The sequence below is a fragment of the Pseudoflavonifractor capillosus genome, assembly GCF_016902575.1.
Classification (GTDB): domain Bacteria; phylum Bacillota; class Clostridia; order Oscillospirales; family Oscillospiraceae; genus Enterenecus; species Enterenecus capillosus_A.
Genome location: NZ_JACSNZ010000002.1, coordinates 1 through 17715, shown reverse-complemented (window position 1 = coordinate 17715; position 17715 = coordinate 1). Strand labels below are relative to the sequence as shown.

Here is a 17715-nt window from a genome sequence, read left to right as displayed (position 1 = left end):
TACAACCACACCTTTCTTAGTTGCCCCACCCAACTACATCTCTCACTCCGAGAGGAGAAACCCATTGCCATTTCCCCTCTCTGTTGGTAAAATCTAAGGGATAGAATTGCCGGTAATACCGGCATAACAAAGGGGGAATCTCCATGGGATACACCATGTTAGAGCGCATTGGAGGAGAAGTTGGTAAAAATCCCTCCAACATAAGGGATTCGGCTCTGACTTTTATCCGTGAACGCTGTCAAGATCTTCGCTTCAGCGAAGAGAAAAAACAGGCAGAAGCAAAGGGCCCATTCCTGGGTGCAGGTCTGCACCCCCACGAACTTCCCTACAACATGCAAATGGACGTGGAGCGTCTCTGCCTGGAACGGGCCTTGGATCGCTTTTTAAGCTCCGGCACCCGGGAGGACGCCTTTGATGTGTATTTTTGCTATCTGGAGATGTTTGTGGGGGATTATGAAAAGACCAGCCGAATGATCGAACTTCTCTCTGAGTTTGAGTCCAACGGAAGCCGCTTGCTCATGAAACACCGGGATCACTACTCCCACGCCGTCTATGTCTTTGCGCTGGGTTTGGCGTTTTTCCAGAACACCCCTCTCTACCGAGAGGAATATTGCCACTTCTACGGCCTGACGGATGAGGGGCAGGCTGCCTGTCACTATTTGCAGTACTGGGGCCTTGCCGCCCTCTTCCATGACATTGGCTATCCCTTTGAGCTTCCCTTTGAGGAGGTAGCCTCCTACTTTGAGGTCAGTGGGGACCGGAGGAAGGATCGGCCCTTTGTGGCCTATCAGGCGCTCCAGTCTCTGGTGGATCTGTCCGCCCCAGTCCAGGGCCGGCTGGCCACTCTCTTTCCCGGCCAGAACTTCTCCACCTCCAACGAACTCTTCGCCTGGGCCTTGGCCCAAAAACTGTCCGAAGTTTATCCGGTCTCCCAACAGTCCCTGCTCACCGCTCTGGAGGAGATTCCTCTCCACCCGGACAAGTTCAATCACTTCATGGACCATGCATATTTCAGTGCCACTGTTCTTCTCAACAAACTTTTCTGTGAGATGGGTCTTGTGCTGGAGGAGGCCCACGTGGATTCTCTTACTGCCATTTTGCTCCATAACAGCCTGTATAAATTCACCATTGCCCACTACAAAGAGGAGGGTAACCGTCCCTTCTCCATGGAGCTGCATCCCCTGGCCTACATGCTCATGCTGTGCGATGAACTTCAATGCTGGGATCGGATGGCTTACGGACGCAACTCCAAGCTGGAACTGCACCCCATGGATTGCCGCTTTCAGTGGAGAGAAACCGGTGTGGATGCAATCTATCTCTTTGACAACCACGCCCAGGCCAGAATTCACGCTTACCAGGAGGCCTATGGCCGGTGGCAGGCCGGAGACCTGGAAGAAAGGCCGAAACTCAAGGCCTATTCCGACCTGTATGAAAAAAATGCCCAGGGTGTGTCTGAATTTCTCAGCAATATCGCCCGTATTGTGAATTTGGACCCCATTGGGCTCCAGGTAGGGGCGGAACTGTGTCCCCCCACCCATGGCAGCCGTGCCGGATACCTGTCCCGGTGTAACTTTCTCAGCCTGTACCGCTTCGCCTTGGTTCTCAACGGCAGATGGAACAGTGCCGGCTGGCAGAAAGCCAAGGCTGCCGGAATGGAGGAAGCATTCCTGGCAGACCCGGACAATCTGAATCAATTTTCCCAGTCCTTTAAGTCCCTGTCCCTTGAATACAAGCTGTCCAACATCAACCAGGCAAAGGCATTTGCCCGCTACCTGGACGCCGTGGATTGCTTCTACACCGACCAGGAGACAGATTTGGAGATGGTGGACCACTTTTCCCCGGAGGAGCTGGCAGTCATTGGCCCACTGGAACACCAACGCTGGCTCCAGGAACACTATGACATGGGCTGGGCCTACGGTACCCCGGACCGGGCCCAACGGGAACTGGTGCGGCTCCACCCGGACATGATCCCGGGATTTGATCTCAGCTATCCCACTGTGACCCGGGAACAGGCAGAGGCCAACTATCTCCGGCTGGATCAGGGGGAGCAAGACAAAGATACCGCACCCATGGAGTGTATGCTGGCCATGCTTCGCATGTTTGACGGCCTACGCATCTACCGGCTGAAATCTTAACAAAGACATTGGACCGTCATCCGGAACTGGAACTATCATACCAGCCGTTCTACCGCTATAATACCACACATCAATGCTCACACAAAGCCCCATCTCACTGATGGAGTTCCATAGAATTATGTCACAGGGCGGAAGCGAGGTAATGCTCGCTTCCGCCCTGTGACATAGCAAACAGTTCCCCTTGGGCTGAGTACACCAGTTGGTCTTCCGGCCTCTGCCCCTTTATGTATTACCCACGATTTCCCGCACGATCTCTGCGTTACGGACAAAACTCTCCCTATCCGGCTCCTGGGCCTCCAGTTCCTCCCAGAGCTCCAGAGACTTTCTCATGTAGTATACCAGGTAGCTGTCAGGCCATGCGTCCCCGCAGTGATAGTACAGTCTTGCCAGCCGATATCTCCCTCCCAGATCTCCCGGGAACAATTCCAGAAACGCATCCCCGCAGCGGATTGCTCCCTCATACGCCTCCACAGCCAGATCATAGTTTTCTTGCTCCTTCAAAGCCTCCGCCCGCTCCTCATAGGTCTGCATAATTATGCGAATGCGTGTTCCTGCGTGTTCCCTTAGCCCCTTTCCCATGTAAGTGGCAGTGTTGGGAAAGAGCTTGGGCAGCTGCCTGCACATCTCACAGTAGACACCAGCGTAATGCTCCCCCTGATCAAACTCATTTTGGAGCAGGCACAGCTCCACCACACACTTATAGGAGTGGAGAAGGCTGTCATAGGTAGCCAAACTGCCCCGGTCCAGCTCAAAGGCCTGTGTTCCCACAGAGCACCCTCGGAGGGCAAACTCCTTTGCCTGGGTGTACTTGCCGCACTCCTGGGCAGAGGCGCTGCACCGCATCCACGCATCCCTCAGCTCCACCAGACGCTCACTACTGCCTTCCTCTCCTGCCAAGGCCACATAGATTTCCACATACCGCCGGTAGTAGGGCCACGCCTGATTCCAATCTCTGTCCCAGGCATGGCTATCTCCCAGCTTCTGATATCTGGCTGCCAGAGATCGCCGGGCCTGAACAGAGGTATCCTCTCCCTGGACTTCCTCTGCCAACTTCAACCCCTTGCTCCGGAATTGCCGGGCCTCCTCTTCACCCCCTGTCTCCCGGCACAGCTGCTCCATTCTTCCATAGCAGTCAGCCAGAATGTTCCGATATCTGGTGACAGTGGGCTCCAGTTCCACTGCTCGCTCACAGATTTGAGTCGCCTGAGTCATCTGTTCCAGGGCGGTTTTACACTCCCCTCTGCCCTGACTCCAAATGCTCATGCTGTAATAGCCCAGGGCCAGAGCAACCTGATCCTCCATAGACTGGCTCTCCCGGCCAATGTCCTTCAATATCCTGATTCTCCGCTCCCGGCACAATCCATCCTGCTCTTCGTCCCCTCTCTCCCCATGCATCTGGGCCAGACGGCCCAGATAATCGCTCAAAGCTCGCATGGCCTCCACTCCTCCAGAGCTGTTCACACCATGCTCTGCCGCCTCCACAGCCTGGATCAGGCACTGTGCTTCTCTCTCTTCATCCCCCTGCACTGCATGGTACCGGCTCATTCTGTCCTGTGCCATGGCCAAATCCAGCCAAGCCTGTGATGAGCCGGTACGCTCCACCAAATTCCGGGCCAGCTTAAGACTATCCTCATAGCACTCCAAAAGCTCCAAGGGCAGCGGAGTTCCCACGGGATTGAGGCGGAACAGTAAATCCCCCCAGCGGAGTTCATCCCCCAGTAACCGTCTCAGGTTGTGAATGGAAGGAGCCTGCTCAGCCATCTGGCGGGCGAGGGACAGGCTCTGCCTCTCACACGCCTGAGCTTTCTGGTACTTCCCCAGGCTGACATAGAGATCACTGATGCTCTGGTAACACTGAGCCAACATCTCTCTGTGCTGGGGAGTTCCATCCTCTGCCAGCCGTTGGGCCAGGGGAAGTAATTCCTCATACACCTTCTCTGCCCTGGACAGGTTATCCTGTCGACAGAGGACCTCTGCACATTTCAGCCCTGCCACTAAGCAGCGAGACATGGATATGACACTATTCAGCTGCTTGTCCGCCCTCTCCGCCAGCTCTTTTCCCCTTTGAAAACAGGTCAGAGCTTGTTCCAAATTTCCCTCTGTCAGGCTCAGCTCACCCTGTCTCTGACAGCTTCCCAGGATGTGGTAGAGAGCATCAGCTGTTCCCTCCTCCTCCCACTCCCGGACAGCATGGCGCTCCAGCTCTCGGAACTCCTCCCTGGCTCGAGCCAGAAGGCCCTGCTCCTGGCTAATGATACCCATTGTGTCATGGTACCAGAGGGTGTAGAGCATCGCTGTACCCCGGTCCAGCTGATCCCCCAGAGTCGTCAACTTCTGGTGCAGTCTTTGGCAGGCCTCTGCCCCTGGGAGATACTGCTGGCTCTCCAGATATAGCTGTGTCAGCAGTTGCAAGGAATCCAACAGGGCTTCTCCCCCCTGCCCGGTCTTCTCAAGCTCCTCCTCCCTGGCGGCCACCAGCCTGACCTGCCAGGCGATGGCTTGGTCCTGGTTCAGGGGGACACCCCCGCCGGTACGGTACAGGGAGACCAGTTTCTCCATAGCCTGGGGCAGTCCCCCTTCCGCTGCCTGGGTAATGAGCTCCACCCCCCGCTGGGGATTCACCTCCACATCAATCCCCCCCAAGTAGGCCAGGCCGATGAAGAGCAGGTGCTGGGGTGAACTGTCATTCTCACTGACCGCCACCTCCCGGAGGCTATCCATCAAAGAAACGGAGAGGGCGTCAGCATCATGGCTGTCCACGCAGTTGGGAATGTCCGCATAACACTGCTCCAACATCCCCCGATCAGTGGGGCAGAGTTCTGCAGCCAGAATCTTCTTTCCTGTTTGCAGGGCCATGGGGTACTCGATATCCATGACATAGTTTTTCTCATTGACCAGATTCGGGGTCACCGCCAGGGCAAAGAGCCGGCTCTTTGCCAGTGCATCCTGGATGGCTGCGTTAAAATTCTCCCCTGGGATGAGAAATTCGTCGTACCAGATGGCGATATCCCGGCAGAACTGGTTTTCATGAATCAGGCGCATAAGCTCCTGGGCATATTTCCGATCCTTCTTTCGGTAGCTGAGAAAGACATACGCATCAAAGGCTTCCCGCACTCTTTCCACCAGGTCCTCCGTAACCAGCAGCGAAGTGAGGAATTTTTTCAGCTTCTCCCCGTAAGGAATCTCAGTAACATCCACCGACGTACGATCCAGAAATTGCAGATCACCGCAGATCCGGTTGAAATCGGCGGCCAGACCGCCGTTGACCAGAATGGGGAGCACAGGGATGTGGTGCTTCTGTGCCAGGGCAAACTCCACTGCTCTGGCATGGCTCTCCTCGTGGAGAAACGCCTCGGAAATGGGAATGACAAACAACTGCATCTGGGTCAAACTATCTGCCAACTCCTCCTCAGCCTCCCGGCCCCGAGGCACCCCAGAAGCATACCAGACTGCGCAGTCCCACAGCTCCAGCAGTTCTCTTGCCAAGGGTTCAAACCAGAGGGAAAAATCCTCCGGGTGACAACAAAAATAGATTCTGGGCTTTCCCCTGGGGGTGGAGCCTGCACGGGTCCTGTAGTGCAATGTGGCAGCATCCTCCCCACCTATCCGGCCGCCCCCTTGGGCGGGGGTAGACTCTGTCTGGAGGACAGTATCCTGAACCTGGTCATGCTGGATTCCAAATGTTTTCTCCAGAAGCCTGACCGCCTCCTCATGGCCGGCTTTGGCAGCTAATTTCAGATAGTTTTTGGCAGTCCAGCTGGGAGGGTTCCCCTTTTTTTCATCTACGGCCAAATAACAGCGACCCAGCCAATAATCCACCTCTCCATTCAGCTCCCCCGAGGCCTTGAGCAGGGTTAGGCAGGCTTTCCCATACTTTCCCTGGTCAAACAGTGCCCGACCCTTTTCCAAGATCTCCTCCCCGGTTCTTTTACCTCCAAACAGTCCCATGTCCATTCCCTCCTCCGGTAATTGCGTTTTTTATACTATACTCCCAATATCGGCTCTGCACAATAAAAAACAGATCAGTTGCAAAACAAAGTGGTTCTCCCATTGTGTACACATGCATCTGTCTCCTATGGCTACTTTCAACAGCTTACGCCTTGTAATGACTTGCGCCCCCTTTAGATATCCGCCTTTGTGTTGACAACGCACGTAATAAGCACCATAATTGTATTGCAAGGAGGGATTTACTGTGGATACTAATATGACCTTTCGCATGGACAGCCAGACCAAGGCACAAATGACGGAAATCTGCGCCCAGTTAGGCATGACTCCATCCACCGCCTTCAATATCTTTGCCAACGCCTTTGTACGCACCGGCGGTATGCCCTTTGCGGTGAAGTTGGCTCCCCCCCGCTAAAATCAGCCGGGAGCATATGCTGGAGGATGCCAATGAACTCCTGGACACATTCTCCGCCGACTACAAGAGGATGGCAGAATGATTTGGGTTACCGCAGATGACGTGATCGCCCTTCATGCTCTGGTGACCCAAAAAAGCGGCGGAATCGATGGTCTCCGGGATTGATCTGCTTTGAAAGCCGCCACCTCCGCTCCCCTGCAATCCTTTGGCGGTATAGACCTGTTCCCCGGTGACATCGATAAAATTGCCCGTATCGGCTTTGGCCTGGCCTCCAACCATGCCTTTCTGGACGGAAACAAACGCATCGGGGCTATGGTGATGCAGCTACTACTCAAATGGAACGGATATGCCCTCCAGTTACAAGAAGGAGAGCTGGCGGATATGTTCATTTCCATTGCCAGCGGATCCGCCCACGAAACCGATTTGCGCAAATGGATTCAACAGCATCTTCGATAATCAAAAGCAGCAGAGCCGCATTCCATCTACGGAATGTGGCTCTGCTGCTTTTTCTATGAACCCAGAACCCGCCGCAGAATTGAAACTTCTGCAGCGGGTTTCTCGTTTCTTCTGTTGTATTGCGAATCTTTTTAGATCAGTTGGATACCTACTTATCGCCGGACCCGCTTGTGCAGGGTCACCACGCCGCACAGGGCTCCCAAGGCCACAACCAGGACCGCCACAGAGGGTATCATCTGGTGGGTGTCGCCGGTCTGGGGGTTCTTGTCCCCATCTGGCTTAGCGGTGTTGTCCGTGGTGTTGCCCGTATTGTCCCCGGAATCATCGGTGCTCTGACCAGGTTTGCCGGCATCGTCACCCGGCTGGGTGGTGGTACCGTCATCGGGCTTGGTGGTGTCGTCCTCTTCGGGCTGCTGATCATCCACCAGCTCCACCTCGGAGCGGTCCCGGATACGCAGGCAAGCCCCATCGGGATCATAGTACACCACACCCACAGCGGAGATGTGGGCCCCCACCTTCACAAAGGTTTCCAGGGGGGTGCTGCCGTCCTGAGAGTAGCCAATGTAGTTGTTGAACAGCAGGCGGAACTCATGGGTACCGTCACTGAGCATGACCTCACTGACCTGCTCGCTGACCAGCTCCACCGAGGTCACGGTGCCTCTGACCTTGGCCAGCCAGCCACCGTAGGTGTCGTAGTCGTTAGCCTGCTTCAGGGTCAGTTCTTTCGGCTCCACGGGCTGGATGGTGCTGTCTACCAGCTCGATATCGATGACTCGCAGTTCCACGTCACCCTGGTACTGATCCCAGCTGCCGGTAACCCGGACCGTCTGGCCCACCAGGAAGGTGCCGTCGGCACTGGAGACAGGATAGAGGTCAATGCCTCCGGTTTCATCCTGGATGTAGATGGTGTCAAAGAAGGCATTGGGTTCCACGTTACCTGCGGTAACCACACCCTCCACGGTGAAGATGTCACCCACCTCACCCTCACGGGCCTCGGCAATGGTGCTGATCTCCCGCTCATCCAGGATGGAGGAGACGATGTTCTGGGCAATCACCTTGTTGGCATAGCTGGCGTCGCCGTAGTCCACGCTGGAGCTGTCGGAAATCTCGAAGTTGGACAGGAACACGGTACCGGCCACATACACCCGGCCCTGGCCCACAGCCTCGGTGGCCAGAGTGACCACATCGCCCTTTTTCACCACAGCGGTGCTGGCATCGTAGGAGCCGCTGGTGGTGCTTCCCTTGTCCTTGCCACTATCCCACTGGCCCTCACTGCCCTCGGGGCGGAGGTTGGAGTTGATGGAGTAGCAGTTGGAAGAGCCCATCACCAGAGCTTGACCGTTTTCGCCCAGATCCACGGAACAGCCGGAGTATGCGCTGTACACCTGACCCTCTTGCAGTCCCTCAAAGAGCTGGGGGAAGTCCTGGGTGTTGAAGTTGTCCATGTACACCCGGTAGGTCTGGGTAGCCCCGCCGTTATAGTTGGTGTCGTCGTCCAGCACCTCATCGTCATTGAGTCGCAAGGTAGCGCCCATGGCCACCAAGATGGGGTTGATCTGCTCGGTGGAGCAGAAGGGAGCACCGTTGTAGCTGTCCTGATAGTCGGCCAGACCGCAGAGGATCACGGTACCGCCATTCTTGGCATAGTCTGCCACCATCTGGATGTACTCCTCCGAGAAGTTGGTCTCCTGGGTGGGGCTGACACCATTTTGCTCCTTCTTCAGGGGGGCAGACACCACCAACAGGGAGACATTCTCCAAGTCCTCAGCGGTGATGGTCTCCCCGGGCTGCTTGATGGCCACCTGGGCATTCATCTCGGCAGCCAGGGCGGTGAAGTTGCCCATATTCCCGGAATAGTAGCCGGTGACATAGTCGTTGTAGTGGGTGCCGTCCACCAGAATGCGGGTGACCAGAGAGGGATCGGTGACGTTAAGTTGGAGCACCCCGGTAAAAGTGTACTCGGTGCCGCCGATGGTGGAGACCAGGGACACATCCACGGTGGTCTTACCCGCCATGTCAAAGGTGCAGGGGAAGGACACCTGGGCCGTAGCGCCAGAAGCCAGCACACCATTGGTACCGATCTCGTTGGTGTTCACGGTGTAGACCACTTCACCGTCCACAGAATAGGTCAGGGACTGGATGGTCATATCACTGCCGGCGTTGTTGTAGATCTCGCTGGAGAGGTTGACCGCCTCGCCACGCACCACCAGTTCCTGGTCACACTCGGTGCTGGAGATCCCGGCGTTAACCCCTTCGCCAGTCCACACGGGAGCGGTGACGGCAATGTTCTGGTCGGCCTGGGTGATACGCAGATAGTAGTAGGAGTAGTCATTGCTGTCAAAGGTAAAGGTCACGGTGCCGTTGCAGCCGGACAGGGTCTTGCTGGCTGCCACCAGACCACCGTTGACGATCACCTCCACCTTGGCATCGCCGGAGTCGGTGGGATCGCTGATCTGGGCCTGGATGGTAACCCCCTGCTCCTGCTGGGGCAGGATGGAGCCCATGGCGTTGCCGTTGAGGGAGTACAGGATGGACAGGTCGTTGTCCTCGGTGGCGTACACCCGGTAGTTGGCAATGGCATCATATATGCCCTGCTCGGTCAAGTCAGAGGCCAGAACCACGCTGCGGGCAGTGTTGGAGTCGCCCCAGTTGCCCTTGTGGTTGTCCTGGTTGTTGGTGGGAGCTACGTGCCAGCCCTTGTCCAGGGCACGAGTGTAGTACTCATAGCTGGGGAAGTAGCCGCTGGAGCCAATGGCTCCTTCGCCGTTGCCCACCTCAATGAGGGTGATGCGCTGATCCAGCGCAGCGGAGTAGAAGGCAAAGTCCTGGAAATCACCAAAGGTGGTGCCGGGATGGTTGAACTGGGACAGGGAGGAACTGACCTGCAACAGCATGTTATAGTAGTTCTGGTACCCCTCCGTGCTGCCGGACTTGTTCCCAAACTCGCTGTTGCTGCGACTCTCGAAGCCAGGGGTGTTGAAGGTGTTTATGTGACCAAAGCCGTCGGACCAGGTCATCTCAAACCCATACAGACCCACAAAATCCTCGGTAGTGGCATTTGCAGCCGCCTCGTGGCCCTGGGCCCACTCGCTGCTGATGGTGGAGCAGTCATTTTCCAGGCCCACCCCATCGGCACTCTCGTTGTCGAAGGAGTTGGAGTGGTCAGTGACGGCCAGAAAGTCCAGATTCTCCACCTGAGAGGCATGGTCAAAGGCCTCCTCCACGCTGCCTGCACCGTCGGAGATGTTGGTGTGGGAGTGGAGCTGACCAAAGTAGAGGTTGTAGTCATTCAGAGACACGGGAGCCTGATAAGTAAACTCAGCCACTGGGCTGGTCTGAGCTTGGGTGCCAGCCTCTTCATCGGCGGGCAGATAGGCGATGGCCTTGAGGGTCAGAGGCTGGTCCGCTGTGGGAACCGCCACGTCCTCGCCCACTGTGAGGGCCTGGGTGTAGGCTTTGCTGTCGGTGGTGGGATTGGAGCCATCGGTGGTGTAATAGATGGTGGCACCCTCCACGCTCATCAGTTCAATGGTAGCAGCCTCGGTCAGAGAGGCTCCGCTGGCCGGGGTAGCCCGCACCTCCAGCTGGGTGGGTTCCGGCTCAGGTTCAGGAACACCGTCCACCACCTGGAACACAACGCCGGTTTTGTCGCTTTCGCTGGTGGTCCAATCGTCGTACTTGTCATCCCAGAGCAGGTAATTGCCACGGCCCTGGTTTTTCACATAGTATACTCCTGTGGTATCACTGGCTTCCAGCGTCCATGTCTTGTTCTCCCCTGCACCGGGGTACACGCTGGAATAGCTTCCCGCCATACTCAGAGTCTTACCTCCATTGGTAAAGGTAAAGCCGGTTGCAGCATCTCCCCCCACTGTCCACACCTCGGTGGCCTCATACCCGCTGAGGGTTCCCTCTTCCAGCTTCACCGCCACACCCACGGGATAGTAGGTACTCTTCACCGTGGCGGACAGGGCCAGCATGGTGTCCGGAGCGTAAATAACCACCTGGTCACCAGCAGCAATAGGAGTCTCTCCCTCCTGCCCGTCATCAGGCACCAGAGGCTCGTCATTCACATCAAAGCTGCCGCTGCGGTAGAACTGGAAGGTATAGAGTCCAGGCTTACTGGTATTCATGCTATAGCAGGTAAAATAACCGCCGTAGTACTCCAGGTACTGGGGCTTGTTATAAGCTACCGCATTGGTTCCCTTGACATAGGAGCCGTTTTCGGTCTCCTCCAGGTCAAAGAGGGTGTACTCCCCCTGCTCCTCCACCAGTCGAACGTTGGTGCCGTCCAGATAGAGGAAACCCTCGTCGCTTTTGAGGACATAGTGGCCGTCCTGCTCATAGACCTTGAACTGAGCCGCACCCTCGGGAATCGTCAGAGTGTCATCGCTGACCTGGGCATCCAGGGCCACCAGTTCATCCTTGGTGCTGCCGGAGCTGCTGGTGTAGGTATAGCCCTGGATGCTCATAACTTTGTTGGCTTCAGGATAGTAGACGGTCACCACGTCTCCCTCTGCAATTGTCTCCACCCGCTGGGCAGTGGCCGGCCCCTGAATGGTGTAGCGAATGGTCTGGATGGCACTCTGGGTATCGTCCAACACAGCCACTGCCTTCAGGATTACCTGGGCCCCAGCCTCGCCGGTGATCACCGGCTTGGTGTCCTCGGTATAGCGGTTGCTGGTCTCACTGGGGTCGCTGCCGTCAGTGGTATAGTAGATGGAAGCTCCCTGGGTGGCGCAGGTGAGGGTGATGGCGGTGCCGGAGGCCACCTCTCCGCCCTGGGGCTGTGCCTGGGGTGCAGCCACTGTAATCCCTGCGTCCCCGCTATCCACCCGGAACACCAACAGGTCAAATACATATTCGCTGGCATTATTGGTGGTGGAGTATGCACCAAAACGCTCCCCGGAGATTTGCCATGCAATGGCCCGGGTGCTGCTGGTGGAGGCCACAAAGCGGAAGGTGCCATCTTGGTTGTCGGTCACATTCCAAGTGTAGGACTCCTCAGGCTTGGTAAAGCTGGTGCTGCTGCCATAGCCCAAATAATTGGTGCCGTTGGACAGGCTGATTCCGGTTCCCGATGCCGCCACCGTCCATACCGGCACATTTGTGCCGCTGAGGTTGGTCCCGTTCACCGTCACTGGTACACCGTCAATTTTGCTGCCAATGGTGGAGCCTAGAGCTTGGGTGCCGGTATCAGTGCTGGCCACCAGCACAAAGCTGCCGCCCGCCTGGAGCTGTGCTGCAGATGTGACCCGGGTATAGGTGTTCTCCTGGGCGTAGGACATGACAGGAAGCATGCCCAAGCACAGAACCAGTACCATCAGCATAGTCAATCCACGCTTGCTCCAGCTTTTGAATCTTCGATACATAAGTATCCGTTCCTTTCTCTCAAATGGTTTCATCTATCAAGAACTCTGGACGGGCGGGACATCAGATAGGCACTGATGCCTGCCACCAGAGGAACTGTCAACAGGATGCCCAGGGAGCCTGCCACACTCTGCAACACCTCAATACAGAGAAAATCCGTATTCACCAACTGAAGAAACGGGATGTCATAGACCTGGATCAGCAATAACATATTGAAGGAGGAGCCAGCAAAGGCCAAAATCAGCGTATTGGCCATGGTTCCCATGGCGTCCCGGCCAATGTTCATTCCGGAGCAGAAGAGAGTCTGCGCCGAAAGAGCGGGATTTTGCTCCCGTAGCTCCCACACCGCTGAAGCGATGGACATGGCCACATCCATCACAGCTCCCAGAGCTGCTATTAGAACCCCACACACCAGCAGCCCCTGAATGGTCAGTCCATACTCGCTGCCATGGAGCATCAAGTTCTCGGCCTCAGTCATGTTAAACCCGTTCAGTGGCGTAATCATCCCCGCCACCCAGGCAAACAAACCAGCCACTGCTACTCCACACACGCACCCCAAACTGGCACATAGACATTTCCGGGTCAGCCCATCCAGCAGCACCAAAGAAGCCACCGCAGTCACCGCCACCACGCCAATGGTCAGGGGTATGGCAGGCAACCCACGAACGAGACCGGGCAAGAGCAAATGCCACAGACACAGCAGAGTAAATACCAGCCCCAGCAAGGCTCTCAGGCCCTTTTTTTCACCCAGAATCACCAATACGGCGCAGAAAATGAGCAGTGCGCCCCCCATCACAAAGCCTCGGTCATAGTTGAACATGGCAGCATAATAGGAGCCGTCCTCCTGGGTGATGAGGCGCACAATAACCCGATCCCCCTCCTGCACATCCACATTGAACAGTGCGCTGAGGTAGTTGGTCAATGGCAGCACTTCCCCCTTATGGCTCCCCGAGAGCAGCTGAATCTCCAGCTCCTGGGTACCCACACGGCGGCCTTCACCCTGCTCCCAGTCAGGGGCAGCATTGTCCTCCAACACCGCTGTCACTTTGGCCGGCACAAACACCAGCTGGCCGGACGCTGTGGGCTGCCCGGTCACCGGGCGGTTGAGCCACACCCCCGCTGCCACCAGAATTGCCAATACAACCAGCAGCAGAAAAAGACGCAGCAGTAGATGAGACTGTCCTCTCCCCTTCTCATCTCTGCCGCACTGTGGCTGTTCTCTGTCCAGTATTGTCTGTTGTTTCCCCGCCATGATGATATACGCTCTCCTTGTTGACGTGTCCCGTCCGAATTCCGTCCGTAAGTATATCACCTGGTTTTTCCCACTTTCCACCATAGTTTCAGGTGTTTTCAGTAAAACAAAGGTAAACACCTCATCCTTCTCTCTGAATGCCGTGCTGCTAATTTTATGCAAAATATAGGCAGCCCAGTTGCACAGGCAACCGGGCTGCTCAGACGTTCAAAGCGTGAAATCTTGTCACAGTTTACTTACTTTTGACCATGTGATTCTTGCAACAGGTGCAAGAGGCCCCCATGCGGCAAGTTAAACCGCATAGGGGCCTCCTGCTGATTATGAACCAATTCTCCCTGGTGTTCTCCGCACTTTCCTTAAACTGCTGCAGCTCATACCCCGTCATAGGCGAGAGGATAAGTAGACCCAAAATAAGATATTCCATAAGAACCTCCCCTCTTATATATATTTATTAGAGATAACATAAGTCTGAGAGCGTGTGTTGGCAAGGAGCTACTTATACAAGAAAAGAGGGCAGAAGGAATGCACCCCTTCTGCCCTGTCAGTTTTCCTATTGTCTTCTTCGTCATGATGTACCATTTATGCCGGTCCGTTTTGCCAGATCCAGCATTCCATAGCAGAACATTTCCCACCGTGTCCATGTTGTCTGTGACGGGTCACCTTCCCGAATCCGCATCGTTCTGCGGATCTCCTTGGGGATAACCACCCGGCCCAAATCATCAATTCTTCGGACAATGCCCGTTGCTTTCATCCTTCGCCACTCCTCTATCTTGGAAAAGTTACAGGTCTTACGAGAAATACCTGTTTTGTCCATTATTATGAGCAGTTTCCAACGGGTTATGCAATTAGCTGCCCTTCTTCAGTGACTGGATATTTTCCCAGATTTATGCTGCAATCATGCAACACATCTTTCATAGAGAAAACGAGAAACCACCAAAGAGTCAGCCTCTTATTTTGTTGTTTGGGCCTTTTGGCAACAGATTCTTCTCCGTCATTATTCTTCCACGATTGGCAAGCGCAACGTAAACACGCTGCCATTGCCCCGCTCTGAAGTCACAGACACCGTTCCACCGTGCTCCAGGGCAATGGCACGCACCAAATACAGTCCCAATCCCTCCCCGCTGCCATCGGGACGTTGGGTGAATCCCCGCTCAAAGATGTGAGGCAGAGCCTGTGCATCAATGCCCGCCCCTGTATCCCGCACAACAAGAAGGGCATACCCATTCTCCTCAGTCAGGGACAGGGCAATTACACCGTCCTCCGGTGTGAAGGAGAGCGCATTGAAACACAGATTTTCCAAAGCTATGCGCAGCCGCTCTTTGCTGCCCCGTACCATCAGTCTCCGGGTGGGCAGCTTTAAGGTGAATCTCACCCCGGAAAGCTCCAAATCCGGGCGATTGTCCTGATAAAACTCCTTGAGAAACTGGTTCAAACAGATGGACTCCCGCAGTAACACCCCCCGTTCTCCCCTTGAGAACTGCTGAAGCAGTTCAAAGCGATCTCCCACCACCTCCACACGTTGTGTCAGGGCATCCAGGTACCCCGCTGTCTCCGGGTCCAAATCCACATTGCCGCTGCGCACCAACTCCGCATAACCCCGCAGTGCAGAGAGAGGGTTTTTTACATCGTGGAGCAGATGGGCCAGAAGCTCTCTGCGCTCGGCCAGCAGCGTCTCCATCCCTTGGGTTTTTCGTTCCACCTCCTCTTGCAGGTGACAGGTCAGGTGACGGTTTTCCCGCTCCAGCAGTACCCCCCGCCGCACCATCCCCGCAGCGTAGCCTACCACCAGGGCAAACCCGCCATACTCCTCTGGCCAGGCCCCGTAAATGGGTTCAAAGCGGTTGGCCATTACCACTGAGATCAGCATCCACAGTGCATACAACCCCGCCGCACCCATCAAATACTGGCCCATAGGCCTGTCTATGGATTTGGCACATCCAATCAGAGCGATAAGATACACCCCTGTTATCACCTTCCAGGCAAACAAAATCAACCCGTATGCGTTGATAAACATAGGAGAATATGGTAAAATCGCCACAGGAAATATCAGGGTAAACAGGCACAGCCCTGCCGCTGCGGGAATGGCCACCCGTCGATGAATCCAGTGCTGGTCCATGCCGCATAGCCGCCCTGCCAGCACCAGGGCGCACAGCAGCACCACATTACCGCACACATCTTCCACTGCATAGAGCTGTCCCACCCATGGCGCACCCAAGGCTCTAAAAAATGGATAGGACACCCGGAGAGAAAAAGCCAGACTCAAAAGTCCTGCCCACCCCATCAAGCTGTCCCGTCCCAGCAGGTATTGCACCAGGTAGGACAGGGCTACGCTCAAAGCGGCAAAACACAACAGGCCGTAAATGATCAGCCGCACGGTGAGCATGTTCCATACAGCAGAGTACGAACCCACAGCAGGGGGGTAGTACATCCCAGAATAGTAGTGGGAGTAGTTGGCACATTGTATGACAATTTCTGTGCTGCCCTCCCCCTCTATGGGGTATATTTCATCGGAGACCAGCGGCACATATGGCTCCACACTCCCCTGCTCTCCCACCAAAGTGCCGTTGATATACACCCGCCCGGCACACAGCAGCTCAGGTAGATAGAGGACAGCCCCAGATGGGATATTCTCCACCACCAGTCGGTAGGTGGCCTCCCCGTATGGGCTGCCCAAATGGTGCGAGAAGTTGGGATATTCTCCGATATAGGTGTACCCCTCCGGGGACACCCCGGTTTTCCAGTCCTCCGGTTCCAGCAGCTGCCCCGGGTAATACTCCCACCCGTCCACCAGGAAGGCAACCTGATCCCTGCTCCCCTGCCATACGTTATAGCCATATCCACCTGGCAGGGCGGCAGTATATTTGTTGTCCCATCGAAACCATGCGCCGTATACCAACACGCCGGCCACCACCGCCAACAGCAAGGGCAGTATGGCGTATCTCATCCGTTTACTCACCGACTATCACCTCATACAGGGGGAATGATCCCATATGTCTATGAAAAAAGCAGCCGTGATTCTTCTGACTCTGCTTCTCACCGGGGGTCTTTTCCTGACCGCCTCTGCCCATGCGTCCGCCACAGTTCCCACCCAAACCGTCACACTGGGAAACTGCACCATCGAAGCGGGAGAGATCTTGAGTTACACCACTGTATCTGCCCAGTTTGCAGATCAAGATCTGCCCGAAGGTATGTATGCCGGGGAACTGACTGTAAATCTCACCGGCCCCATTGTGGTGGAGCAGGGCGGTACCCTGAGCATTGGAACTCTGTCTGTGGGCAGCGACCAAGAAAGAAGTCCTGTCATCCATGCAACATTATCCTCAATACCTCTCATTGTTGTCAAGTCTGGAGGTAGTCTGATTCTCACCGATGTCACCCTGGACGCCACAGGTGAGGGGCTTCTCATTGTCCAGGAGCCGGGTTCCTCCATCTCTCTCACTGCCACTCAGATCCCCCAGGAACTGATCCAATGGGCACCTCCCACTGTGGACAATGGCCATGACTCCCCTGAGGATATCTGGCTTGAGGAGGGTACTCTTCTGACGGCATCCCACCTTCCCAACACCCTCACCTCCAATCTCCAGTACCAGGGAAAGGAGGAGCGCATGGAACTCCCCCTTTGCTGGGATATGAGCGTCTACGATGGACGCACCACTGGAGAGATGACCCTTACTGGAGCATTTTTAGACGAAAACGGCGACTCCATTCCCTCTATTCTCCCGCTAACCACCACGGTACACTGGTACCAGCCGGAGGAACTGGTGGTAACCCAAGCCATCTGGAAGGGAGAAAACGCCTGTTCTGCCCATTTTGTGCTTTTAGAGCTTCCAGAGTACGCCCAGGTTGTGGGGGAAATTTCCACAGACGGCGGAAAGACCTGGACAGCCTGGCCTGATTTTGATGTGGGTCACGACAGCCAGGGCGATGTGGTCTGTAACTTCTACGACGTGGAAAACACGCCCCAACACTACCGTCTGGTGGCAACAAACCCCTGGGAACCCGCCTTTTGGACTTCCAAGTCATTTTTGCTGCCCCAAGAGGAAGGGGATGACTCCGAGGGTAATCGGGGCGGCAGCACCACGCCAGAAGCTCCAGAACGAGAACCCACCCCGCCGGAGCCCCAGCCCACCCAAGAACCTCAGCCC

Annotated in this window: 8 protein-coding genes and 1 pseudogene; 4 read left to right on the top strand and 5 right to left on the bottom strand. The window is 55.7% G+C overall.

Features of this window, described 5'->3' with window-relative positions:
- Positions 1 to 143 precede the first annotated feature (143 nt).
- Complete coding sequence (locus tag H9X86_RS01125; RefSeq protein ID WP_204899864.1) at positions 144 to 2135, top strand: hypothetical protein; 1992 nt, start codon at positions 144 to 146, stop codon at positions 2133 to 2135.
- Positions 2136 to 2357: 222 nt separating this feature from the next.
- Here H9X86_RS01125 and H9X86_RS01120 read toward each other — a convergent pair whose 3' ends face one another.
- Entirely contained in the window at positions 2358 to 6083 is a 3726-nt protein-coding gene (locus H9X86_RS01120) for a TIR domain-containing protein (protein WP_204899756.1), read from the bottom strand.
- Positions 6084 to 6327: 244 nt separating this feature from the next.
- Between H9X86_RS01120 and H9X86_RS01115 the strand changes: the two genes are divergently transcribed.
- The gene (locus H9X86_RS01115) at positions 6328 to 6495 is read left to right on the top strand and encodes a type II toxin-antitoxin system RelB/DinJ family antitoxin (RefSeq protein ID WP_204899755.1); all 168 of its coding nucleotides are present in this window, start codon (positions 6328 to 6330) and stop codon (positions 6493 to 6495) included.
- Positions 6496 to 6666: 171 nt separating this feature from the next.
- Positions 6667 to 6951 (top strand): type II toxin-antitoxin system death-on-curing family toxin, encoded by a 285-nt coding sequence (locus H9X86_RS01110; protein WP_204899754.1) that lies wholly within the window; start codon positions 6667 to 6669, stop codon positions 6949 to 6951.
- 152 nt (positions 6952 to 7103) lie between these two features.
- Here H9X86_RS01110 and H9X86_RS01105 read toward each other — a convergent pair whose 3' ends face one another.
- From H9X86_RS01105 to H9X86_RS12840, 4 genes and pseudogenes are all read right to left on the bottom strand, one after another.
- Complete coding sequence (locus tag H9X86_RS01105) at positions 7104 to 12320, bottom strand: CehA/McbA family metallohydrolase (RefSeq protein ID WP_204899753.1); 5217 nt, start codon at positions 12318 to 12320, stop codon at positions 7104 to 7106.
- Positions 12321 to 12349: 29 nt separating this feature from the next.
- Positions 12350 to 13570 (bottom strand): YibE/F family protein, encoded by a 1221-nt coding sequence (locus tag H9X86_RS01100; RefSeq protein ID WP_204899752.1) that lies wholly within the window; start codon positions 13568 to 13570, stop codon positions 12350 to 12352.
- A 652-nt stretch (positions 13571 to 14222) separates the two neighbouring features.
- A pseudogene (locus H9X86_RS12420) lies at positions 14223 to 14321 on the bottom strand (AbrB/MazE/SpoVT family DNA-binding domain-containing protein); the annotation flags it as partial.
- Positions 14322 to 14564: 243 nt separating this feature from the next.
- Positions 14565 to 16526: an ATP-binding protein gene (locus H9X86_RS12840; RefSeq protein ID WP_204899750.1), complete on the bottom strand. Its 1962-nt coding sequence runs from the start codon at positions 16524 to 16526 to the stop codon at positions 14565 to 14567.
- 34 nt (positions 16527 to 16560) lie between these two features.
- On the opposite strand from H9X86_RS12840, the gene H9X86_RS01085 reads away from it, so the two are divergent.
- Positions 16561 to 17715 (top strand): hypothetical protein (locus H9X86_RS01085; RefSeq protein ID WP_204899749.1); only part of this gene is annotated, 1155 nt, incomplete at its 3' end.

Excerpts from the sequence above, each read along its gene's own strand:
- H9X86_RS01100 (WP_204899752.1), bottom strand. The coding sequence starts at position 13,570 with ATGGCGGGGAAACAACAGACAATACTGGACAGAGAACAGCCACAGTGC.
- H9X86_RS01120 (WP_204899756.1), bottom strand. The coding sequence starts at position 6,083 with ATGGGACTGTTTGGAGGTAAAAGAACCGGGGAGGAGATCTTGGAAAAG.
- H9X86_RS01105 (WP_204899753.1), bottom strand. The coding sequence starts at position 12,320 with ATGTATCGAAGATTCAAAAGCTGGAGCAAGCGTGGATTGACTATGCTG.
- H9X86_RS01125 (WP_204899864.1), top strand. The coding sequence starts at position 144 with ATGGGATACACCATGTTAGAGCGCATTGGAGGAGAAGTTGGTAAAAAT.